This is a genomic window from Butyrivibrio sp. CB08 (assembly GCF_003625485.1).
GTDB lineage: Bacteria > Bacillota > Clostridia > Lachnospirales > Lachnospiraceae > Butyrivibrio.
This window is the reverse complement of the sequence record NZ_RAIR01000009.1, coordinates 59666-83882: the sequence shown is the minus strand read 5'-3', so window position 1 is coordinate 83882 and position 24217 is coordinate 59666. Positions and strand designations below refer to the sequence as shown.

25 protein-coding genes and 1 pseudogene are annotated in these 24217 nt (G+C 39.4%); 1 reads left to right on the top strand and 25 read right to left on the bottom strand.

Going from position 1 to position 24217, the window contains the following annotated elements:
* Positions 1-3: 3 nt before the first annotated feature.
* The 9 genes and pseudogenes from D6855_RS14330 to D6855_RS14285 all read right to left on the bottom strand — a co-directional run bounded on the left by D6855_RS14330 (position 4) and on the right by D6855_RS14285 (position 7862).
* Positions 4-1464, bottom strand: coding sequence for a hypothetical protein (locus D6855_RS14330; RefSeq protein ID WP_120742290.1), 1461 nt, complete (start codon positions 1462-1464; stop codon positions 4-6).
* 572 nt (positions 1465-2036) lie between these two features.
* Positions 2037-2654 (bottom strand): recombinase family protein, encoded by a 618-nt coding sequence (locus tag D6855_RS14320; protein WP_120742286.1) that lies wholly within the window; start codon positions 2652-2654, stop codon positions 2037-2039.
* A gap of 13 nt (positions 2655-2667) precedes the next feature.
* Positions 2668-2946 (bottom strand): hypothetical protein, encoded by a 279-nt coding sequence (locus D6855_RS14315; protein ID WP_120742284.1) that lies wholly within the window; start codon positions 2944-2946, stop codon positions 2668-2670.
* Positions 2947-3340: 394 nt separating this feature from the next.
* Positions 3341-3511 (bottom strand): Maff2 family mobile element protein, encoded by a 171-nt coding sequence (locus D6855_RS14310; protein WP_120742418.1) that lies wholly within the window; start codon positions 3509-3511, stop codon positions 3341-3343.
* Positions 3512-3739: 228 nt separating this feature from the next.
* A pseudogene (locus D6855_RS14305) lies at positions 3740-5332 on the bottom strand (VirD4-like conjugal transfer protein, CD1115 family); the annotation flags it as partial.
* 167 nt (positions 5333-5499) lie between these two features.
* A complete protein-coding gene (locus D6855_RS14300) occupies positions 5500-5979 on the bottom strand; it encodes a PcfB family protein (RefSeq protein ID WP_120742280.1) in 480 nt (159 codons plus the stop codon).
* 11 nt (positions 5980-5990) lie between these two features.
* Positions 5991-6437 carry a hypothetical protein gene (locus D6855_RS14295; RefSeq protein WP_120742278.1) on the bottom strand — a complete coding sequence of 149 codons (447 nt, stop codon included), beginning with the start codon at positions 6435-6437 and terminating at the stop codon, positions 5991-5993.
* A 2-nt stretch (positions 6438-6439) separates the two neighbouring features.
* Positions 6440-6673, bottom strand: a complete 234-nt coding sequence (locus D6855_RS14290) for a hypothetical protein (RefSeq protein ID WP_120742276.1) — start codon at positions 6671-6673, stop codon at positions 6440-6442.
* Between the two features lie 106 nt (positions 6674-6779).
* Complete coding sequence (locus D6855_RS14285; protein WP_120742274.1) at positions 6780-7862, bottom strand: DUF5688 family protein; 1083 nt, start codon at positions 7860-7862, stop codon at positions 6780-6782.
* 491 nt (positions 7863-8353) lie between these two features.
* Between D6855_RS14285 and D6855_RS14280 the strand changes: the two genes are divergently transcribed.
* Positions 8354-8752, top strand: a complete 399-nt coding sequence (locus D6855_RS14280; RefSeq protein ID WP_120742272.1) for a hypothetical protein — start codon at positions 8354-8356, stop codon at positions 8750-8752.
* Between the two features lie 36 nt (positions 8753-8788).
* Here D6855_RS14280 and D6855_RS14275 read toward each other — a convergent pair whose 3' ends face one another.
* From D6855_RS14275 to D6855_RS14200, 16 genes are all read right to left on the bottom strand, one after another.
* On the bottom strand, positions 8789-9955 hold the full coding sequence (locus D6855_RS14275) for an SAP domain-containing protein (protein ID WP_120742270.1): 1167 nt from the start codon (positions 9953-9955) through the stop codon (positions 8789-8791).
* A gap of 31 nt (positions 9956-9986) precedes the next feature.
* Complete coding sequence (locus tag D6855_RS14270; RefSeq protein ID WP_120742268.1) at positions 9987-10499, bottom strand: zinc ribbon domain-containing protein; 513 nt, start codon at positions 10497-10499, stop codon at positions 9987-9989.
* An 11-nt stretch (positions 10500-10510) separates the two neighbouring features.
* Positions 10511-11056, bottom strand: coding sequence for a zinc ribbon domain-containing protein (locus D6855_RS14265; protein WP_120742266.1), 546 nt, complete (start codon positions 11054-11056; stop codon positions 10511-10513).
* A gap of 284 nt (positions 11057-11340) precedes the next feature.
* Positions 11341-12642 (bottom strand): PcfJ domain-containing protein, encoded by a 1302-nt coding sequence (locus D6855_RS14260; protein WP_120742264.1) that lies wholly within the window; start codon positions 12640-12642, stop codon positions 11341-11343.
* Positions 12643-12651: 9 nt separating this feature from the next.
* Positions 12652-12993 carry a hypothetical protein gene (locus tag D6855_RS14255; RefSeq protein WP_120742262.1) on the bottom strand — a complete coding sequence of 114 codons (342 nt, stop codon included), beginning with the start codon at positions 12991-12993 and terminating at the stop codon, positions 12652-12654.
* Positions 12994-13015: 22 nt separating this feature from the next.
* Positions 13016-13714 carry a tetratricopeptide repeat protein gene (locus tag D6855_RS14250; protein WP_158589550.1) on the bottom strand — a complete coding sequence of 233 codons (699 nt, stop codon included), beginning with the start codon at positions 13712-13714 and terminating at the stop codon, positions 13016-13018.
* Positions 13695-14255, bottom strand: a complete 561-nt coding sequence (locus tag D6855_RS14245) for a tetratricopeptide repeat protein (RefSeq protein ID WP_120742258.1) — start codon at positions 14253-14255, stop codon at positions 13695-13697. Before D6855_RS14245 ends, D6855_RS14250 begins: the two co-directional genes overlap by 20 nt.
* Before the next feature lie 13 nt (positions 14256-14268).
* Positions 14269-14661, bottom strand: coding sequence for an HIRAN domain-containing protein (locus D6855_RS14240; RefSeq protein ID WP_120742256.1), 393 nt, complete (start codon positions 14659-14661; stop codon positions 14269-14271).
* The gene (locus tag D6855_RS14235) at positions 14646-15431 is read right to left on the bottom strand and encodes a hypothetical protein (RefSeq protein ID WP_120742254.1); all 786 of its coding nucleotides are present in this window, start codon (positions 15429-15431) and stop codon (positions 14646-14648) included. The genes D6855_RS14240 and D6855_RS14235 overlap by 16 nt, the downstream gene beginning before the upstream one ends.
* Positions 15431-16315, bottom strand: coding sequence for a sel1 repeat family protein (locus tag D6855_RS14230; protein ID WP_120742252.1), 885 nt, complete (start codon positions 16313-16315; stop codon positions 15431-15433). Before D6855_RS14230 ends, D6855_RS14235 begins: the two co-directional genes overlap by 1 nt.
* Before the next feature lie 211 nt (positions 16316-16526).
* A complete protein-coding gene (locus tag D6855_RS14225) occupies positions 16527-17381 on the bottom strand; it encodes a DnaB-like helicase C-terminal domain-containing protein (RefSeq protein WP_120742251.1) in 855 nt (284 codons plus the stop codon).
* 137 nt (positions 17382-17518) lie between these two features.
* Positions 17519-18505 carry a helix-turn-helix transcriptional regulator gene (locus tag D6855_RS14220; RefSeq protein WP_120742249.1) on the bottom strand — a complete coding sequence of 329 codons (987 nt, stop codon included), beginning with the start codon at positions 18503-18505 and terminating at the stop codon, positions 17519-17521.
* A gap of 11 nt (positions 18506-18516) precedes the next feature.
* Entirely contained in the window at positions 18517-19170 is a 654-nt protein-coding gene (locus D6855_RS14215; RefSeq protein ID WP_120742247.1) for a hypothetical protein, read from the bottom strand.
* Between the two features lie 7 nt (positions 19171-19177).
* Complete coding sequence (locus D6855_RS14210) at positions 19178-20485, bottom strand: McrC family protein (RefSeq protein WP_120742245.1); 1308 nt, start codon at positions 20483-20485, stop codon at positions 19178-19180.
* An 18-nt stretch (positions 20486-20503) separates the two neighbouring features.
* Entirely contained in the window at positions 20504-23158 is a 2655-nt protein-coding gene (locus tag D6855_RS16965; protein WP_120742243.1) for an AAA family ATPase, read from the bottom strand.
* Between the two features lie 11 nt (positions 23159-23169).
* A complete protein-coding gene (locus tag D6855_RS14200) occupies positions 23170-24198 on the bottom strand; it encodes a hypothetical protein (protein ID WP_120742241.1) in 1029 nt (342 codons plus the stop codon).
* Positions 24199-24217 lie beyond the last annotated feature (19 nt).

Sequence of the window (24217 nt, the reverse complement as noted above, 5' to 3'; positions counted from 1 at the left end):
AATCTATTTATCCATATTTCTTAATTGCCACATTTGCTCAAATGTTTCTGTTTTATAAAATTCTCCGTCTGTATCGTCATCTCCATAAACCGACATCCTCTTGCTGGAAATAAGCCTTGGTGTATAATCCTTACCTGGTATATTTACAACGTTCCCTTCGATTTTGCCCATTCCCATATCTAAATCAAGATCAAATTTAATATTATGACTTGTAAATTGAGCATATATCTCTCCACCTATAATCTTTAAATCAACATAATACATAATCGGATCACCTACTCCAGTAGGGAATTCCCATATTCCACCCCAACCAGAACCTATTGCCTCATCAATCAAGCCAATATACTGTGAAACTTCTGGCACATCGCTTTTTATATTTTCTGGGACACCTTCCAATAATTCTCTGGCTTTTATCAAATCCCCTTCTATCATCTTTTTTGATGCTTCTTCAATAGCAACGTACGGACGTATGTCGTCTGCTTTTTGCCTTGCATCTTTATAATCTCCACAAAGAGAAAAATATTCTATCGCCCTAGAATACTGCAGTGATTCTATGCATTTAATGCCTTCAGCATAATTCTGAGCTTGATATATTTGTTTTATTTGTGAAGATGTGTCAATCACTTTCACTTTTTGGAACTGAGCTAAAGCCTCGTCATACTTCTCGGCCTTAAGTAAGCCTACACCTTTTTGATACTTAGAAAAGTCAATTCCGATAAATGCCACGAAAATAATAGCCAGCAAAACCGCACAAATAATCACAGCTTTTTTTGTTTTTGCTTTTGCTTCGAGCTCTTTTTTCTTTTTTAAATCTTCTTCAACTTTTATATTAGCTAATCGTTCTTTAGAAGCTTTAGATAGTTCCTCAATGTTCAGCTTTTCACGTAACATCTCATAACTTTTACCACAGTTATGACACTGTCCTACATTATCCAGATTAATTGCCCCACAAGCACACAAAAATAATCCCCTACGCTTTTCTGGGACATACTCAGCATCAATATCGACTTCAACTTTATATTGTTGAACTAACTCTTCATCTTTTAGCTCATCTATTAGTTTTTTCGGTTCTTCAACTGGACTCCAAACAGATTTTTCATCTGAACTCCATATCTGTTTATCCTTGAAAACAATCTCACTTACGGCAACAGAAATCATTCTTGTATTTGAATCAGCGAGATATATAGGCACCTTTTCACCAAAAGTCTCACCATTTGCTATATCTAGATCCAAAAAAGAATGTTCAATATCATCGCCTAATCGTTGACCGTTATTTTCAAATGATCTAACTAATATTTTGCATGAAGAAATATGCTTATCGCTAATATTTCTCAGCTTTACCTGTACAAGGACTTCAGAATTCTCAGCATCTTTATATAACGCACCAGCCTCAATTATCACAGGGCTGCCTTCGTAATACAAATTTTTATGTATTTTTCCTAACTCTTGGAATCTTTCGCTCATACAGCATCTCCTTTATAATTCAGGAAGTTGTTCAGAAGCATCCTTTTTTGCCACGTCAGAATGAATATTCCTATTCATGTAATCTAAATATTGATTTTCTGTAATTACAGACAGACAGTCACACAGAATTCTTGTAACATAACCAGAAACACATAGTGCGACGCAACTGACAATAGCATAGAGCCACATCATATTCCAATCATCAAATAGAGCAAAAAGTAAAATCACTCCGACAATGGAATTAATTATTTGAACTATTATTCCAACTTTTTTTATTCTATCCGCGCACAAGCACTTGTATTCTGATATCGATCCCGGCATAGATTTCTCCTTTCTAAGCCTCAAAACAGCATTATGTATTTATTTGGTTTTTTAGTATTTTTTGTTTAATAAAGTGTACCTTCTTGGATGGGTGATTCTTATAATCCCGACACAACAATCAACTCACTTGTAAACCGCATGGTTGACATGTTTATACAATTTTAACAAAAGAAATATACGAAATATGATATATTAATGGAAGGCAGGCAATTGCTATAAAATTCCAAGAAGGTACACATTCTTAGAAATAATCAGTCATTTAAAATGGTGGCTTTCTGATACCCCCTTGCTTTGTAATAAAATGTTGCTTGTGGCATTCCACACTCAAATGCAGCCTGCTTAACTGTTATTTTCCCCATTTTCCACCTCTGATACACCTCGTGAAAATTTGGTGGCAACGGAGAAGGCTTCCTTCCAAACTTTATTCCCCTTGCCTTTGCAGCAGCAATCCCTTCAGCCTGCCTCTGATGGATGGTTTGGTACTCGGTCTCTGCCACGTATGACAACAGGGCAAGAATAAGGTCACTGATAAACGTTCCCAACAAGCTCTTTTCACGCCTTGTGTCGAGAAGCGGCATATCAATAACTACAATATCAGCCCCCTTTTCCTTGGTAATGATCCGCCACTGATCACTGAGATCATGATAGTTACGCCCTAGCCTATCGATGGATTTGATATACAGTACAGAATTATCATTGAGCTTTTTAAGCAGTTTCTTGTACTGCGGGCGCTCAAAGTCCTTCCCTGAAAGTTTGTCTAGATAGATGTTGCTCTGGGGCACTCCCATCTCCATTAATGCAAGGATCTGTCTGTCTTCGTTCTGTTCACGGGTAGAAACCCTTGCATAGCCATAGATTGTCTCGCTCATAGATAACCTCCGTTCATTTTGCATTGTTGATGTCCTGCATTTGCTGCTGGATCTGTTTCCTTCTAGCCGCTGATATGCGTCTAGGTTTACGGTAACTAACGTACTGCTTGGGCATAACATAGGTCTTGTCGATATCTGTTGCCTTTATGCACCTATACACACTTGGGAACTCGGTAACTAACGAGTCAAGTTTTCGCATAACTGCTCTGTCTCTGGTAAAGACAACTGCCTCTGTTTCTGCCACATTGAAGTTGATTACTGTCTCCTGTTCCGTCTTGGTCAAGCTACTCATATGTTTTTGCTCCTTTCTGACTGCCCTCTTGGTCTGCTATGTAGTTTCCGGCACGGAAAGAACGAAAAGAAGAGATAAGATAGGATGGATAGGATAAGATTAGTTAGTAAATAGGGTATATCTTTATTCTCTTTTTCTTTGGTTCTTTCTTTTTCTCTTCTTTCTAGGGGAAGAAGGAAGGAAAGAAAAGGGAAGGAGGGGAAGAAAAGAGGAGGAAAACTTCCCCTCGGTAACTGCCGTAACAATGCAAAATAAAAAAGCCTCAATGAAATCTTCTTCATTAAGACTTTTTGAAAGTCCGTTCTCACGGCAATTACTGTATGAACTTTTCAAAAATAGCTATTATTTTACCTACACTTCTACGGCTATCTGGATTATGCTTTTCCTTTCGTATTTAGTGTTCCAACAAACTGGGTATAAGCTGCTTCATTCCCTGTGACTTAGCCCCGGGATTGTCATTTCCATAACCTTCAAGAAGGTTAATACCTCCCCATACTCCAAGGCCTGCGCCAAGGGCAATTACGATTGTCTGCAATGTTGTGATTGAACTCTGAAAAAATGCCATGATTTTGAAAACCAAAAACGCAGCATAGCTTTATATTACTGCGTTTCTGGCATCCTCCTTCCAATATTTTTTGTTGGTTAGCGACACTCTCCTTTTTGAGTGCCGGTTGATAGTTGCTGCAGAAAATCCGTCGACTGATTTCCTGCGTGTGGCCACACCTGCCTGTTTAAAGGCTTTTATAGGAAAAGACCTTTAGAGCCATGCCCTTTATCGACACAGCAATGGATCTTAGTCCTCATCTGTTACCTCGATGACTTCATATTCATCATCAGGTTTAAGAACTACTCTGTGGCTAAGGTACTTCTCCACATCAAACCAGTTCTTTTTGTCTGCATCCGCTGTGTACTTGTAGTTCGGATGCTGCGTAAGATCATATTTATCTGACAGGAAAGGTCTTACGCCCCTTACCTGCACGATACATTTTGAGCCATCCATTACGGAAAGCTCATCAATGCTCATAAGGTCATGTCCAAGCTTCTGATAATTCATGTTGTAACTTGGCTGACTTCCCCTTGACTCACCTGTGTTGTACATATCAATGGTCTCTTTTCCGAGAGTAGCGTTTATATCTTTAAGCGTTGACTGCTCGGATCCGCCAAGGAATATCTGCGAATCGCAGTTTGCACAGATGGTCTCTGCATTATCCTTGTATATCGCCTTCAGCTGTGACTTTGCCTGCAGAACCAGCGCTGCTGATATCTCACGGCTTCGTATGGTAGCCATGAGCTTTTCCAGGTTAGGTATCTGGCCGATATTCGCCGCCTCATCAATGAGGCAGCGTACATGCACAGGGAGCTTTCCACCGTACACATCATCGGCCTTTTCACAAAGAAGGTTGAACAATTGGCTGTAGATGATACTGATAAGGAAATTAAAAGTACTGTCCGTATCTGACATGATAAGGAACAGTATCGTCTTCTTATCCCCAAGCGTATCAAGCTCCAGCTCGTCATAACTCATAACTTCACGAACCTGCTCAATGTCAAAGCAGGCAAGCCTTGCACCGCATGAAACCAAAATGGATTTTGCGGTCTTTCCGGCAGCTAATTTGTATTTGTTATACTGCCTTACTGCGAAGTGATCAGGATTCTTTTTCTCAAGCCTTGAAAACAGGATATCCACTGCATTCTGGAATGATTCATCATCCTCCCTTACCTCCATGGAATTGATCATTTCAACAAGTGTATTAAAATTCCTCTCTTCCTCAGGAGCCTCATAATAGATCATGCCGATAAGTGCTGTATAAAGCAGCTTCTCGGCTTTCTCCCAGAAAGGATCTCCGGGAGTGCCCTCACCCTTGGTATTTGCCATGAGTGTTGTTACGAGCTTCAATATGTCAGACTCCGAATGGATATACTGGAACGGATTGAAATGCATGCTCTTCTTGAAATTCACAGTATTGAATATTTTTATTCTGTAGCCAGCCTGTACAAAAGCGTTACCAACTTCATTGATGACGGTTCCCTTAGGATCAGTCAAAACATAGGAACTGTGGAACTGTAAGAGGTTCGGCTTTATGAAAAACCTTGTCTTACCAGAACCGGAACCACCTACCACAAGGACGTTTTTGTTCCTCGCAAGCTTTGGATCCTTGGGTCTGTTGTTCATGGTAATGCGCTCTGTCTGTGAAAGAATCACATTATTGGCGAACACCGGGTCCTCAAATGGCTCTATGTCCTCCTGATTCCCCCATCGTGCTGATCCATACTCTTTTCCGTGACGAAAGTTTTTGGCATTCTTGCTTTTGATATAGACTGCAAGCCGCAGTCCTGCTCCAAAAGCTATGCCAACGCAAAGGTCAAACGGATGAAGACTTGGAAGCATATTTGAAAATGCCTTACTCAAGCCACCATACAGGACTAGCCCCTGGACTTTCTCAGACATATTGCTTCCCCAGGCAATCCTCCATGCTTCGCCAAGGTTGGTACAGAAAAGACCCACCGCAACATACGGGATATTAAGGATAATTTTCTTCTTCAGCTTTCTGTTCATCTGACTTTCTCCTTAAATCTCGTTTTTTCCTTGCGGGGCTTCTTTGAAATTTCTTCCTTAAGCTTACGGAGTTGCTGCACAAGACTGGGCTTTTCTTTCTTCTGTCCTCTTTTCACAATCTCTGCAGAATACTCTTTTACCACAGCTGTAATAGCATCCATATCCTTAGCCTTGAAAAAGCACATATAACGTGGCGGATCTGCTGTCTTGTCTTTTACAATCGCAAAATCCACTCCGTATTTGTTTGCAATCTTCTTGAAAGTACCGATGCTCTCACCGCTTACTTCCATGCTTGAAGCACCCTGCCCCTGTTTAATGAGTTCCTTTACTGTCTGCTTACCTTCTTTTGGAGCATTGTGTCTCTTTTCATGGTTCCTCATATAGATTTTTATTCCCTTTATGAGTCCACTTCCAGAAACTCTGGCAACGTTTATCACAAACCTTACAGCTTCTTTTGAAGTCTCACCATTATTCATAGGCAGTTACCTCACGCAGCTTCACCATAGTCATGATTCAGAGGAAATGCTTTAAAGATGACTGCAGCGCAGTTGAGATTTACAAGACATTTCTCAAACAGCATCCTTATCACATTTACATCCAGCTCGGAAAGCTCCTTTACCCTGGAATCCCTGCCTGTTTTCATGAACACGGCACTTCCCACAAGATAATTTCCAAACTCCGTATGGACTATAGCCCTGCTCGAAAATACCATGACATAATCTTTGCTGAGCGAATATGCCAGACCATCATCTCCCAGATCCTCCAGTATTCTGTCAAGCTCCGTGGTGTTCACTGTACGGAAATTACCGTCTGTTCCTACCACAAGGGCCTTCGGATTACTGATATCACTCTCTATTTCTCTTCTGTTGCCGGGGAACTGGATAATTCTGTCATTAACCGGATCCAGTTCTATCTTTATCTTGAGCTCTTCCATTTTTAAGCCGCCTTTCTTGATTCTCTATGCTCATCCATGATCTTAGCCATACATGGAAAGCAGAATGTTCTTCCATTTCCATAAGGACAGGGAGTCCTGCAATTCTGAGGTTTAATGTCTCCCTGCGGAATCGGATTAAGATCCTTGCAGCTTAGCCTTGCACTGTTCAGCGCTTTCCTTTCCTCAACCCATCTTTTCTTAGCCTTCTGTCGTTCTCTTCCTTTATGCTTACTCATCTTCTTCTCTCCCCGTTCTTAGAAAATGTCTTTAAAACAGCGCCAGGCCTAATGTGCACATTAGCCCAGCGCCGTTATCCTATCCCCGTATTAGGGAATGGTTTTATCAGAGTGCTGCTTCACCCTTGGTCTTGGTTCCAATGTCAGCAGCTTCCTTATGAGGTGTCTTTGCCGCCTCGTCCTTAGCTGCCTTAAGGTCTCCAAGGAGTGATTTCTTCTCTGAAGCTTCGTGGATCTTTGTTTCCTTTTCAGCCTGGCGCTCTACAAACTTCCCACCAAGCTCAAAAATCTTGTCCTGAGCATCGTAGTGATATACGTTGTCTGTGAGCTGATCTGCAGGATCCACAGTTGTGGCATTTACCTCTTTCACCATGTTCTCAAGGCTCTTGAGGTCGAAGTTGCCATTATCAGGAATGATCAGAAGCTCGTGGATAGAACTTGGTAAGATGAAGAAGCTCTGCCCACCCACTCTTTCAGAAGCCTTATCCATGAAGTCCTCATATGCAAGAACTCCGGCTCCGTGAACATTTCCTTCTACGGAAGCGACAAACATCTGCTCCTGCTCAGGTGGAATGTTAAGACCAAGCATCTCCAGGTCCTCAACACCCATCTGCTTTGCAAGCACTTCTGCCATGCCCTCGATAACAAGAGGTCTGATCTCAGGAGCATTCTTCACAGCATCCTCATGAAGCTGGTCTGCAGTGATTCCGTAATTATCGATCATTTGATTTGTCACAAGGATTGTTCCTGTGCCCTGGGCTGTATCTCCGATCACGAAGCGGTAAACCACTGACATGTCCTCGATATCCTTATGAGGAACAGTCTCAAGCAGGTCTGCGTTTCTGTCCTTCGAAACAACCTCCATGGCAAGTGAATCCTTCATCTTGCTGTAATCACTGAATGCATCCACATCAAACTCAGGTCTGGACTTAAGAGCGTTGTCCGCCACATCAGCAGCTCCCTCTACAATAGAATCGTAAGATCTTCCATCCTCATACTCCTTGTAAAGAGCTGTTGCGTTAAGATTTACTCCGATGATGCTGTCTTCAGGCTTTACCGTGATCGCATCGTAGGTCTCATTCATCTTATCTACTGTTCTGGTCTCTACCAGTGTGTCGCCACCAGTTCTTGCATCAAGTGCTTCCTTAACGTCCTTTACCAGATTGTCCTTAAATGTTTCAAAATCCATGTTGTTTTCCTCTCTCTTTTCAAATAATTTTTGACACGAAAAAAGCACTGGTCATGACTCATTCGTCACAACACAGTGCCGGGGCAATACTGTATTCTTTTGCAAAAGAAAAACGCCTCGTGGTTCGGACTTCATTTTGTAATCCGTATCACTTGGCGCATTATAATAATATCATGCCTAAAAAACGATGAAAAGAGTCTGAAAGTGTCTAATCGGGTACTTTTCGTGTCCATTCGGGTACTTTTAGGGTAATATCATATGTTATTTTCTGGTTGTAGAATTTCATTTCACCGAATTTGTGATTCCTTAGAAATAGTATTTCAAAATCCAATATTTCTTCTCCAAAAAGTCTTTACATAAGATTTCTCTTTTGGTAAATTAGTTCCTGCGTCAATTCACAGACGCGGTTATTACGATCGTAATAATCTTCATTCCACACACTTACACACAAACACACAAGTACTATTACTATTTTCACGAAAGGAATATCTATGTTTACATTCGAAGATCTGCAGTCAATGCAGTACACATTTTTTGTCCCATTTTCAAAGCACAACCTCAAATCCGGTAAAATCAACTATGATCCTGAAAAGCAGTATTTCACTGTATTATCCAGAGATGGCAAAAGCATGGAGCTTCAATCCAACAATACCGGTCACTGCTGGAAGCTTGTATATGAATATGGCGGCTATACCTTTTACCACAAGCATCATATCGAAGAGGAATACCACTACCAGACCGATCTTGGCACTCTCTACGATACCGTTCTCTATATTGTCGGTCATGATGAGTACCAGATGAGGCACAGAAACAACATCAGCGTTGATGAGGAAAAGAGAAGTGGTTCGTACTTCTGGAGGCTTATTGATACTTATGGGATTGTGGCCTGAACCACACATACAACATACCAATCTGCATTTCAAAAATCAGCTATTCTTGCTAATCAAGGCAAGCACCTTTTCTCTGCGTTTAGATAACTCTTCTTTATGTCGTCCCTCAACCTTTATTTCATCAAGAGCCACATTCAATACGGACAATTCTTCTTCGTACATCGCATATTTTCGAAGTAGTTTAGCAGTCTCTCTATACAACGCTGGAGCATCAAATCTTTTGCCAATTGCAACATAAAGCTTAACTAATGCTTCTTTATCTCTTCCAGTTGCTTTATAATCAAGGCCCTGTGACTCTTCTTTAAAGCCATCACTACCGGACTGTATTCCCCTACTTATTTCTCCTTGATGCTGCGCAAGATATGCTCTCATCTCATCACGTTGATCTGAGCAATCTTTCTCCTTTTCTTTTTTATCTGGCTTTTCCGCAGGAGTTGCATTGGCCATATCAACACCAAAACGTTTCTTTTCAATTATTCCAACAGTATGTCTCCATTCCTTGGCGTTGCCGTCAGGGAAGTATTTATTTATATCCCAAACAGTGAATGTCTCTCCAAATTTTCCATCCTCTGTTGTAAGATGGTTATGATTGTGCATATATGGGACATACCCATTGTCGTTTAATTCAGCTTTTCCAAGCTCAGTAAGCTCATATTTGGGAACATATTCAGGAATCGCCAATCTATCCTCTGGAATCTCAGACGATATTCTCTCAATTAAATCTGCTTTCTTCCCCTTAGTGTCCAATCCAGCCTGATCTAAAATCTTTTTTAATTCCTCTGCTTTTAGATTATTCAGCCCATGATATTTAGGAGCCCATCTTAAAAATCCTCGTTTTTCAAGAGACTCTAGAGCATGACCAACATCTCTTATACCATATTTAAACCACCAAAAGCCCGGATACCCTGAGCTAGGCTTAGGATATTTCCCATCATTGCAGTACTCTAGTAACAATATTTCTGCAACATATAAACCTCTCGCAGAAGGATATGTTGTCTGTTTTCGCTCTTCAAACGGAACAACCCTCACCGCCATCGAAGTACCAGGATATGAATAGAAAGTATAATAATTGTCGGGCTTATAAAAAGGTCGTTCATCCGGTGATATTGTACTTGAATCAACATATGCGTTTGGAGAATTTTTACCCATGGCCGACGATATATTAGAAGCCACATTACTTTTTAGAAAATCAAATAAGCCCATTCCCTTCTTCCATCCTTTTCAAATCGTATCATTAAACTGGCTTACCACATCCTATACAGAATTTATTTCCTGGAGTTATTGGTTTGCCACATTCTGGGCAAAACTTCTTCGTATTTGTAGCAGCTGTATTAGCTTGATTAGCATCTCCATATGTAATAGGCTGCGTATATGTCGTATTAGTATTTAATACTGGCGATGTATTAAGCCTTTCGGCCGTGCCAATACGAGCTGTATCTATAGTATTGGCATCGCTGATGCGTTTTGCTTCAACAGCTTTTTCAGCTGCTTTTCCAGCCACCACTGCACCTCCTGCAAATAGTGCAATAATACCTTTAACCATAGCTTTCATCAGCCACCACATCCCATATAGCATGGCATACATTAGCCAAAACATCACAACCATCATATACCAGAAAAATTGGCACAGATATACGCCAGCAAGTATCAGGAACATCCACCATGCATTCTTGGATGTTATTCTCTTTCCCACTCCAATCCTAAAACCGCCAACTCTTCCTATTGTCTTGGATAAAGAAATGAACATAGCATTCCTCCTTATACCTTAGTTCCACATTTGCCACAGAAAGTTGCACCTTCTTCCAGCTTTGCTCCACATTGTGTGCAAAAATGATGCCCCACAGGAGTCCTCGGTGCGCTCATTTGCGGTTGCACTTTAATCAAATCACAATTTGCCTTAAGAGATTTTATATACTCTACAGTTGTAGGGCGCAGTCTTGGATAATAATATTCAAGTTCATCAAAGAATTTATTAGCCTTATTCTGCTTACTTTTCTCTGTAGTCACTTTTGCAGCATCACGCTGCATCCTATCATACCCTCTCGATACTACATCCTTTTCTATTCTAGGTATTTCGGCCTCAACCTCATTGTAAATTTTAGTAAGCGGCACCTTAAATTTTATTCTTTGCCTTTCATAGGTTCGTAATGTGTTATAGTCATTTATAAACTTATCGTACTCAGTAAAATACTTATCTATCGAATCTACCGACTCTAACCGTTTAAAACAAGTTCCCACTCTCGAAATAGTCGCATTGATATCTTTCTTTTCAGTAGCTGACGGCGCTCTGCTAAACAATCCCATGCCAAACCTCCATTTATGTTCATCTATTGTCTTCTAAGAAGCCATAATAACCACTCCTGCCTATTATTATACTATTCCAATCATTAATTGTGTATTTTATCGTCATGTTCATCAAATACCATTCGACTTACAATACTCTTCTATTCTGCCATTACGCTTATCCATCAGCATAGAGCTTTTTGGGGTATTCTTCATCAGCTGATTCTATATCCTCAGTTTTTTCAGGCAAATCATCGTAATCTTCAAACATCATGTCCTTTAGTCTACTCATATCCATTCTCCATCTACTCTGCCAAATCCAGCTCTCTATTAAACTCAAACTGACCAAGCCCTATGTTATGTCTCTTGCAATAATCTCTGATCCACTGAGCCTCCTCCGGCGTACAATCCTCATTAAATCGGTGATAAGCCTGAGCCAATTTGCCATCATATATTTCAATGGTAATGAAAGGGGTATTTACATCATCGACTCTTCTCATAAACATTATGGTTGTAGCATTATTTATAAACGCATCCACATATCCCAATAAACAGTTGCCCATATATACAGATTCTCTGCAAAAATCATTTATAGTTTGCGGATATCTCACAACATAGCCGTGGTTGCGTTCCTGCCAATCGTAATCACGCTTTCTGTTTGATACTCGTACACTATGATTATATGTTTCACGACCTTGCAGTAGGTAAAACTGAATCTCGCAAATCTCGCTGTCATCTTCCCCAATCCTTAAGCACTTACCGTATAGCGGATCTATCTTTGCAAGATCAGACAATGTTTCCGTTCCTTGAACTTTGCATAGGAAATCCCTAAATTGCCTCGGATGCCACAAATACGAAAGCTCAGACCTGCGGCTCAGATATATCCTGCCTATTTCCTTTGGTGTAAGCTCTCTTTCATGCAAATGCCTTATATATCCGCACTGAGCATCATTCAATGGCTGAGAGTATATTTCACCATAACTCCGTCCTAGAGCCTTAAACAATTTTCTATACTCATCGTAACATAGCATCTCTCCGCCAACTTCACAGTTAAGCGTCCTAAGGATCTTCATTGGCACACCATCGTATACTTCTGAAGGGCTTGAAGCCAGCAAATTAAGATCATCGATATCATCTGAGTGCTTCGCAAGCATATCCAAATTACATTTATAAAGAAGCTCTTTTACCGAGTTTTTCCTCATACAATGATAAATGTGGTCAAGAACTCTGATAGAATCCGTATAGTATCTGCGCAAGTTCCACTCCGGATGCAGTTCATTATAATAATCATATATTTCATCAATAAGACCGTACTTGTATCTGCAGTTCACGTTATCCAAACACAGTTCCACAAACAACTGCTCCCGCTCTGATGACCACACATAATTCTCTCGAAAAACAAAGCGTTCAGCTCTGCCTATTCCCTCATCACCCCGGTAATTATAATCCACATAAAGCACATCAACATATGGTCTCACCCTAAGAATCAACAGCTGCTCATGATTTTCTTTCGTCAATGGAACTTTCTTCATTATGAGCCGCATAACCTCCTCATCATCAAGCTTTGGAGGTTCCCAACTGTTTTTCCCAATTTTTAATTCAAGCATAGTCCAACCTTATAATCCCTTGAAACAATCAGTTCCACTCGCAATGCCTATCACTTCCGGAGAACCATACCTTTTAATCCATGAATGTATATCCCCGAGGCACTCTTGCGTCTGATCTTCTGAAAGGTACATAATCTTTACATGAATTCTATTCCTATCAGTTACTTTAACCGCCTTAACTGCAGCCATATCAAATCTAGAATACTCAACGCTTCCAACCTTTACAGTCCATTCATCAACGTAGTCAATTGGATATTTTCGGCTGATAACATCGCACTTTTCTGTATCACAGCACACTTCTATCTCGTAGAGTATTGGATAATCCGCATTAAGCTTTTTTCCTGTCCACATAAAACAGCCCTCATTCAATATCTCAAGGATATCTGGTCAACAGATCTTCGATAGCAACACTGTCCAAATCATCTTCCCAGTTATAAAACTCCATTCCTCTGTTCTTGTACTTTTCCGCATTAACGTCATCTCCCAACTGCTCATAAATCTGTCCAATCCTGTAGTTAGAACACCAATAATACGACTCGCCATAATCAAATCCCATTGCCACCACTTCTGAATAGTATTCCTTGGCCAGCTCAAGATCCTTATTCACATATAGGCCAAAAAAGTACAGCTCTGCCAGCAGATAGTACCCAATATCTGAAGTCAAGCTGCCTCTCTCCCCCTTAAAATAAAGAGATTTCATCAGATATTTATAAGCTTTTTTATAATTTACTGGCAGACTTTTTCCATTCATATACATTTCAGCTATAAATTCATAACCAGTTCTTTTGCCACGTCCTACTGCAAGCTCGCAGTACTCTATTGCCTTATGAATGTTTTGAGGAACAGTCTTTCCTCTCTCATAATCCTGCGCAATATATAAAAGTGCATTACCGTCCCCTCGTGCCGCCATTCTCTTATAATATTTATGCAGTAGCTTTTCAAAATCAGCATTAGAAGACAGCTCATCACTTAAAGCTCTGGCCATTGTCAGTGCTTCAACCGCACTACTGTCCCCTTTCTCAGCTTCTTTAATAAGCTCCATAATATCGAATTCATTTCCTAAGATTTCCATAGGCATCACCTTTCAATCGCTTGACCGCATCCCTACAGTCTTCTTCATACTTATCAGCCCCCACCATATAGTATTCAAGCGCTTTGCGCTGATCTATTGAAACGCCTATACCATTCTCATAATACATTCCAAGATAGTAAGAGGCTCTCTCACATCCCATTTCATAAGCATGTTCGAACATCCGCAGCGCTTTATCCCTGTCCTGTTTCAGATAATCTCCATCATGATACATTAGAGCAATGTTGAATACAGCCTCCTTATCTTCCGATGCTATTGCTGCTTCCAGATACCACTTATATGCTTGATCATAATCCTCGGTCTTTAGATATATATTTCCGAGAGCTGTCATAGCTTTTAGATAACCTTTTGAAACAGACATTTCATATGCCTTGAGCGCCAAACCATAGTCTTTGCATCCGTTCATTCCATATTCATATTGCCACCCTGCATAGTAAAGTTCTTCACCTGTATCGTTTATATCATCAGGCCTCTCACCTCTTATAGTCTGCCATATCTGTACTTCTCTCGGATTATCCTTCATTCCTAAAACCTCATCAGAAATCTACAAGATATATTCCTATATTTACCTGTCTGAATGTGCCTTTCTGCTCTATGCCCGTAATCCTTGCTACCAAAAGCTTTCCTGCATCCATCAGTCTTGAAAAAACAATATTATCCTTCTCTGGGACATACCCTAGCTTTTTCTTTTCAGAAGTAAGTACCAGAATGGCATTCTCATCAAACTTATTATTCTCACGCTGCAGAGTCAGCTTATCTCCGGCCTGGATTTCATCAAGGACTGATTCGTCCTTAAGATGCGTTGTACCAGCAACATAAGAATCAAACAGGAATATTTCCTTTGAAAGTGGCTTAAGCAGATCGCCAACACCCTTCTTTGTTACAAGTGATAAAACATTTTCTTTTCCAATAGTCAGTTCATTTTCCATATGAATGTAGCGCCTCCTTCCGCCAACAGATTGTTCAGTATTTCAGACAATTCTTCCAAATACCGCTTATATTCAATGATTTCTGCCTTTAGTTCACTTTTCTTTTCTGCAACTGCAATCTCATCTTCAAGAATATCCTTATAGATATACGGCTCTATTGTTATAATTTCATTGATCTCTGCCTCAAGCCTTTCGATACGCTCCTCCATGTCAGGAATATCTATTTCAAATGATTCTTCCCCGATTTCCTTTAGGAACTTATTTACCAGAACCTCTATATCAGCTAATTCATCAGCATCAAGCATGTGATAAGCCACAAAAGCCCTTTCCCAAAGATCTATCAGCTCATCATATTCCATTGTTTGAGGATAAATATCAGGATGAATTCTTTTGGCAATTCTGCGATATATCTTTTTCGCCCTGTCCGCCTTGCTGGAAGAAGAAACCTTTGCATCTTTAGCTAGTTCACATTCATTGGAAAGTTTAGCCAGCTCCATATAATAAAGTTCCATATCTTCTGCAATCGCATCATTTATAACCTGCATATCCAGTATCTGTCCTCTGTTTATTGCTTGCTGACAGTATGCAATCGTCTTTTTTTTCTTGATGCACTCTACCTTAAGGTTAAAGTCCTCTGTAATCAGTTCTCCAAACTCCTTCATGTAAGAAATCCGGATAGAAGAAGCTTCGCGTTCTAACTGATCGCGCTGCAAAAGCAACTCTTCATACATTTCATAGGAATCTTTTTTTATTCTGAACATCTCATCCATCACGCCACCTCAAACTTGTACAAATCCTCATAAATCGCGGTCAACAGTTTCTCATCTATTCTGGCTTTCTCGAAGAAATCCTGTTTTGATTTATACCAGACATCGCCAAACTTTATAGCCACTTCTGCCTGGCTGTTGTCAGTTTCAATCTTGTAGATATTTCCCTGATACTTAAAGCTTATATCCTTGTGTCTGTCTACAAGGTAAAAGAGATCCCAAAATACAATGTCGTCATAATCAAAGTTCCTTACTCCATAAAGAGTATTTACTATCAATCCCATCAATTCGATATGCCCCCAGAATGGCTCAACTCTAAGACGTTCCTGCATGAACTCTTTGCCACACTCCAATAGATATACCGCATCAGATATCTTTTTATCCTCTATACGAATGTTTGCAAGCCGATATACAACCTCTGGGAATGGTTCTGATAAATACTTAGGAAAACGCATCTTGGAATATAATCCCTCTATCATCTTCCGGTATTTATCCTCATTTTTCTTGACATAGTACCCGTTGTGGTAAAAGTCAGCCAGTTTATACATGCACCAATACTTATCGGGCGCCTCACAGAGCTTCGCTCCTTTACTAAAGCTCTGATATGCTTTCTTGTAATCAACTACACCATTCTGTCCATAGTAGTATATATAGCCCAGCTCCATGAATGACATACCATAGTTATATTCCGTAGCCATCAACAGATATTTTTCTTCCAAATCGACACGCTTGATGGTTGCGTAATACCAAGCCAGTTCGTGCATATATTTAGGATCTTTCGTGGTTTCAATCAGGTATTCCAGCGCCTCTACCACCATGAATCCATCACCGCCTGACACATTCTCATAGTATTCTCTTAAGATCTGTTTTGCCTGCATCTCAGTCATAAGACAACTCCTTTATTTGAGCAAAAAGGAAGACAGCTTCTGCCATCTCCCCAACTATGTGTTCCCAACAATTGTCTGATGAAGTCCGCTCCTGTCCCTTCATCTCTAAGGTGTTCCTACATCTGATACCTATATCTTAATCACTAAGCTGTCCAATAATCACACCTATATTTTCGAACATGGATTCCTAAGATTCCTAAGTTAGCCCAAGTTAGCAGAACATGTAGTTTATTGGATTCCATACCAACTTAGCAGTTCCCGCACGATCATTGCAGTGCTTGGCTACTATAACTTCAGCAATTCCTTTCATATCGGACTCACGGTTATAGTAATCATCCCTATATAGGAACAACATGGTATCTGCCATGCACTCAACAACTTCTTTCACAGGAAAGTCCGTTATTGTGGGTCTATGGTCCATGCGTGTATCTACTTCACGAGAGAGCTGAGACATGAGAATAACCGGAATTTGCAAGCTGTACGCCAACTCTTTTAGATTATCAAGAATTTCTGCCATCTCCAATGCCCTTGAGCCATCGCTTTTTCCCTTTATAAGCTGTGCATAATCAATGAATACAATCTGTATATCATTGTCTTTTTTCATAGCATCACAAACCGAGCAAACCGAGTTGATATCTGCATTTCTGCAATCACTTATAAAAATTTTTGACTTACTTATTCTATCTGCGCTCTCCTCAAGTCCTTTCATATTCTTCTCAGACAAATCTTTTGTACGTATAACTGTAAAATCTATCATCGAATCCATGGTAAGAAGTTTTTCTAAAATAACATCTTCCCCATCTTCCAGTGATATATATCCAACAGCACCATCGCCAGTAATAGCGATTTTTCTCACTATATTCAAGGCAAGAGCAGTTTTACCCATTGAAGGACGACCAGCAATTACTGCCAGTTCTCCAGAATGGAAACCGCCAATAATATCGTCAATCTGTTGATATCCTGTCCGAATCACATATTGATCTTTGTAATCTCCATCTCGATAACTCTTTATTGACTCCAGTACTCTTTTTGCAACAGCGCCCGCTGCCTCATAACATTCTGCCATTGTTCTTATCCCTCCTTAATGGCTTACTTCTTTTCCAAAAAAAGCTCAAAAAAACATCACTTTTGGTATCATTACAATATCAAAAGTGATGTTCATTATTTTGTACATGTTAATAAAGCCTGATATACTTGATACAATCAGTCGCTATACCTTTTTTGCATGTCCTTTATGTCAGCAATAATCTGATTTCGCAGCGATTCGGGTTCAAGCACTTCAACGCAAGTCCCATACTGCATAGCCCAATATCTCATAGCCTCTTCATTGCAGTTTACTCTAACAACTAACTTATCCTCATCTTCTTCAAGCACTTTTACATCTGTTCCAAACCAGTCGACAATATCCGTAAACATCCCTGCTATGGTCTCAATCTTAACAGCTACTGCAGGACCACTGAACATATATACATGTTCTGCCATGTGTTTTGGTAGATTAAGCCCATGTTCAAGCCCTTCAACCTTCTTCATAGGCTTGATTTTTGTGTCAAGCTCCTTCACATCTGTCATCTTATCTATTCTAAAATGCGAAACATTATCGTACTTATCATAGTTTCCAATCAAATAGAATCTGCCATTGCACGCAACAATCTGATAAGGATTCACTATGTAATGCATATTCCAACGAGGATGAAGCTTAAAGTCTGTTCCAACATCGTTGTACATAAAACTCACTTGATGCTTAGATGCAATCGCATCATTAAGCGTATCAAGGCCATACATAGCTTGCTTATTTATTGTCCTATTAAGCTCTGGAAGATTACTAACATGAGATACTTTTGCATTAAAGTAGTTGCTAGCAAGTCCCTGGATCTTATTAATCAAATCTTTTGCCTGCTTAGTAGAAATTGACTTTGAGAAAAGTACACTATCAATAAGGATTCTCAGCTCTGCATCATCAAATTCTCTTGTTAAAAGCCGATATCCATCTTCCATATCAATATCATACCCAAGCTCTTTAAGAGAGAGCACATTTGCTTTAACAGAGCGCCTGTCACAGGCCATACCATAATTCTTATCTAAAAGCTTTATGATATCCTGCTGTGTCAAAGCATGATTCTCATCCGTGTAATGCCTAAGAATTTCAAGAATGAGCATGTTGAGCATTTTCTTATTCCCGGTAGCATACATAGTTTGTCACCTCATTGGTTGTGGCAGTAATTATAGTACCAGCATTCATATGGATTACTGCACTGTTCTCCTACTTCTACCATCAGTTCTTCTGCTTCTTTTTGCTTTCGGTTAAGCTCCCAAATATTTTCATCAATCCACTTATAATATGCTTTTGCTTCTTCACTCACTTCATTGATAACAAAAGGGTTCTCTTCATCATTTCCATGCGTTACTACAAATATCTTCCCAACGTTTATTTTTGACTTTTTAAGAATATAGTACTGAAAGCCTGTATCTTTGATAAACTGGTCCTTCACCACAGGCGAGTTCTTCACTTCATAGAAATCATACCCACTTTCAGTTTTTCTCAGAATATCAACCGCACAGTAATTGTTGTAATAAGAAAAGGCTGCCTCACATATTACTTTTGTTCCTCTGGAGATGTGGTCTGCTGTCTTTGCCACCATAGCCTTCGTGTCTGGAAATTGAGTGCCCGGCTTAAGAATCGTCATTTCTTCATATGGGCCAAACATAGCCATAGCTCTGTCTCCAAAATCATTTCCTGCGTCAAGCCGTCTCTGTACTTCTGGAGATATTATTCTTAGTCCTGGCTTATGCTTATCCAGCCAAAGCATCTTGGGACATTGAACACCTCTCATGAAATCACTTTTTGTAATTCCCATTTTTGATTCAACCTATACGATTCCTAAGCTCCAACAAGCTGCTCTCTATATTCGCAACATCAACAAAAAACACGTTGACTCTAGTAACAATACTCTCTTCATCATTAGCCAGATAATATATATTATCCTTGCCTTTCATATCAGCATTGAGAGGATATAATAGCCATATCTCTGAGGTATTATATTTCTTGGAATATGCATACATCTGATACATATCCGCCTGGGATATTCCATAATTCACTCTCGGATCAGGGATAAGCTTTTTCCATTTTGTGTCCAGAATGATTATTCTTTTATCTTTTTTTATCACTATGTCAGGCCTTAGCTTAAACTTTTTGTTTGGTTCCTCAAAAAGATGTTTCCCTTTGTCCTGACTTGAAACATGCCAACCATCAGAGCCGAAAACTTTCTTCATTTTCAGCGCGACATAGCTTTCATATACTGATTCCATTGGAAAAAGTAACGCGCGTGAAGTAGTTTCGCCTGAGAAGGTTGAAAAGCTCTTATTCATCAGAAACACTTTCGACCACGGCATCAATGATTCATAATCTTTTGTATTTCTGTCTATTGTGATCTTGGCAAAATCAGCATCATAGTTCTTTGAAGGCTCAACAAGCTCAAAAGCCAAAAGAGCTTGGCGAATTTCCTTGCTGTTTTCAGCACTTCCAGTTAATCCCTGAAGCTTGAGTAAAGTAGACTTAACTATCCTGTTTTCCGGTCTATCTAACAAAAACTCATCATGGGCCATATAAAATCTCTCTTTATGAGCAAGATTGGCCTTTATATGCTGGTTGACCATGAGTTTCCCTTTATAGAAGTTTAGATTGTCTTCAACAACAACATATGCTGATTTTAATCCATGCTTAACAAGTTTTCTTACCTCCTGAAGATACATATTGATAAACAACTCATACAGATTCATCCTGTCTACTTTCAGACTTGCAGTATTGAAAGCCTTGCCAGGAAAATCCTTCATACTCTTAAGCATATTTAGGAAAATAGTCTTCGTCCTTTTATTACCTTCATCTGTCTCATCAAAATAAATCTTGGGTAAAATCTGAACCTGAAAGCCATTTTTCATCTGAATCAAACCAACATAGTTTTTGATGGTTATGACATCTCCAACGTTGCGCTTCAGCCCAACCTTCATGAAATCCAAAACATCCGCATTGTCTTCATTTGCCGTAAATTCGCGCACGAACTTATTGAGGTCAGCAAAAGCTTCCTCGTCCATATATTTATATTTGCTGTTATGCTCAAATTCCTTATTTCCGACAATTGAATCGAATTCTTGTACTTCAAAAGGTTTATTCATGGTATTGCCCTACTATATTTACATTATTTGCCTATACGCTTCTATATTTGTAAATGCGTCTTTGTTAATCTTATACTCCATAGGCTTTTCATCTACGATTTCCTCAACATTCCCCTTAAATGTCTGATCAAGATGCACTTCTGTATTAACAATAAACTTCAAGCTATCATCAGTCTTTGCATTATCTCCCAGTACAAGCTGAATTTTCTGGTAATCCTCATAAAAATACTCTTGAAGTAAAGGAATTACTGAATTTTCAAAAATCGTTGCCAGCTTTTCTTTAGTAGGAGTATCTTTTAATCCCATAAAGAATGCATGGCCAATTGTATGCTCCCTGTCATAAAGGAATTCTATCCTCTTATTAATTGTCCTAAGCATTCGTGAAACATCCAGTGTCTCTCCACTTATTGTATTTATTTCTTCAAGTACCGAATCATTAGGCATCATTTCTATAAATGAGAATCTTCTTCGGAGTGCTGTATCAAGCAATGCTATAGATCTGTCAGCTGTATTCATTGTTCCAAGAATATACACATTGCTTGGGACACTAAATTCAGCACCTGAGTATGGCAAAAACGCACTTGCCGCGTCTGAATTACCTTCTCGCTTTGTATCCTCAATAAGAGTAATAAGTTCTCCAAAAATCTTAGAAATATTGCCTCTGTTAATCTCGTCAATTATGAAAACATACGGCTGAACTTCTTTTTCCACTTCAACCAGTGGCTCTTGAAGATAGTTGTCCAATATCTTAGATATAGTGTCCATACCGATATAGTCAAAGGCAAAAAGCGAAAATCTTGCCAGCTGTTTTCTCCCTTTAGGAAGGAAACTAACCATATCCTGATCTATATCTTTAACAAGCCACTCCACCTTTCTGCTTCTAGCATAATGATCTCGTGATTCATCATATTCATAATCACCTGTAACTACTCCAATTGCATCAATACTTTTGTTGGTCTTTTCGACAACAACAACATCGCCTTTTTCCATGGTATTCTTGAAATCAAAAACCATGTGTTTACCATTCCACGATGCGTTTTCATCACCATAGAAATCACCTTCAACATCGCTGTCTTTCACCTCATCCCATCCAAGACGTATCTCATTATTTAAAAAGCACTCTGCTTTAAGTTTTGTTTTCCCAGTTCCTCCCAGAATCATGCCCCATATTCTTGGCTGTTCCTTTATTAGAGCTGTGCCGTTAGTATGTACCTTTATTGCCCGTGCTTCATTACAGAATTCCTTAAACACGCCATCAGCTAATTCATACCCTATTCCACCATCTTCTCCATCAAGTTGGGGTTTAATTCCTTCAATAAACTCTTCGTAGCCATAGGATTGATGAAAAGTGGTAAATACTATTCTTTTTTCAGCTTTAAGCTCATTGAACCGTGCCATGATAGCATCTCTATCGCCAAGTTCTTCAATAGGTTTTCCATCGCAAATAGATACAGCATAGCTTGCTGTAGAATACGTCTTTCCTGTTCCGGGAGGTCCATATAGTATTGTATTTAGTGATTTCACTGAATTTCTTGCACTTACATTCATGTTTTTTTCCTCTATTACGCCCTCATCAATAAGTTCTTTAATCGCATCGCTAAGCGGTTCTCTCAGCTTCCACAGATATGTGCCTACTTCCTCTGCTGTTGTCCTTCTTCCAACAAACAATATTGGCCAATATCTGCTATTTTCTTCATCTCTTGGTAAGATAGGACAATTGGTTTCCTTTAAGATATTCTTAGCGAGGTTAGTAGCATTTGAATTGTAATATGTAGGAGTCTTGCCATACATATTGGCAAGTTGTTTGCATGTAGCCTGTCCTCCAGCTTGATAGAATCTATAAATCACTTCTCGCCTAGCATCATTTGTCACTTCTGGATCCCGTAGCATTTCCTTATATTTTTCTTTAGTAATTCCAGGATCATATTCCTTTAATGACGGCCAGAACTCTCCGAATAATTCGTTTGCCACTAAATCTATCCTTCTGTAATTCTTAAAAGAAAAATTCTCATTTCGAAATTTCTCTATTACTTTGCTATTTGAAATATACGTAACAAGACTCTCAGGCTTCTCAAGTGCCAATCCTAAATCTTTATAAATCTTTGTATTACTATCTCTATTGTTTATTATTGGGAACACATATGGCTTCAAACAATGAAGTATGACTGACGCAGAAGCTGCCTGCATTCCTTTGATTCCTTGAGAAAGAAGCGTTTCTGCTCGCTCAAACTCTCCCCCATCCTTTTTATATATATCAATACACAGCTTCACAAACTCTCTTGCCTTATCACCACTTGTATCCGCAAATACGAAAAAGGCGGTCCCGAACATTCCAACACTAACATTACCCTTTGCGTCACTGTCAACGTTGGAATATTTGTCAAAGCACGCATTATCCCACACTTCATCAAGTACCTGATGCATTCTATCTTTAGCTTCATCAGAAAGATGTGTCTTATCAATATAATCTTTCTTCTTTTCAATATTAGACTTCCACGTTCCTATAGCCATAGCATAGATCGCGTTAAGATCATCAGTGTCGCATACATCTGGATCATCCAAGCGCGCATACTCAGCTATCAACAAGCGCATCATCTCATAACTTCCATCATGTTTATCCGGAAGTAGCTCTTCGCTATTTTTCAACACTTCATATGCTTTAGATTCACTCATAATCCATCCCTTTATTCATTACCATAATCAATAAGCTGTCCACAGTTAGGACATCTTGGAGCTTTCTTTAACTTATAACCACATTTAGCGCAGACATACCTAATTCCTTCAGACGTTTCAGATTTTCTCTTTGGAGACCTTGGTATGTTAATATCCTTTCCGCTAATTCTATCCAACAGCTCAATATCCTCTGCAGGATCACCAATCAAGCGTACTTTTGTAGCAATTCTCTTAGAAACAAATCTATTACCTTTACTATTAGCCTCATCATAAACAAACACGCCTCTGAACAGATATCCTCCATCTGCGTCCTTAGCAAATATAAGATCATATCCCTTATAGATATTCTCAGGATCTTCTTCATAATCAGGGCTCCGTTTTAAGTCCTCAAACACTACCTGATTCCAATCATCCGAAATGGTATTTATGCAATCAAACGCAGCCGAAATCTTTTCTCCATCCTTTATTCTTGCAAGCTTAGGAAACCACATCCTAAACTTAAAGTCTCCGTTGGAGGAAGGATAACAGGCTTTCATCCACCCCGTATAGTTAGTACCTACACAGGCATTTATTGCTTCAAAAATCGACTTAAACTCTATATTCTGTGAAGCATCTAAAATATCAATTTTCCCTCTGCTTTCACTATCAGGATTGTATTTGTATATCATTTTTACAGGATCCGCTTCTCCCCACTTAAACAGAGATTTCACAGACGAATCAATATATCTTGTTCTGATTACCTCTTCAGCAACTTCACCATTGAATGTGATCCTTCCTGCAACCTTTTCAGGATCATAGGGAATGGTTTCCCTAATTACTTCTTCAGACGGAAGCCATTCCTCAATTCTGTAAACTTCAACAACCTTACTATCACTGACAGCAAGCGCATACTCCGCATCTTTCACACTGTCAATCTTGCGTTTCCAAGATCCTCGTGTAACATCATACAATTCAAGAGCGGTCATCCCAACTCTATATGACTGGTTTATTTTAATAATTACCAGATTGTCTTGTATATCTTGTAATTGTAGTTCCTTCATAAATTATTTCCTCATAAAT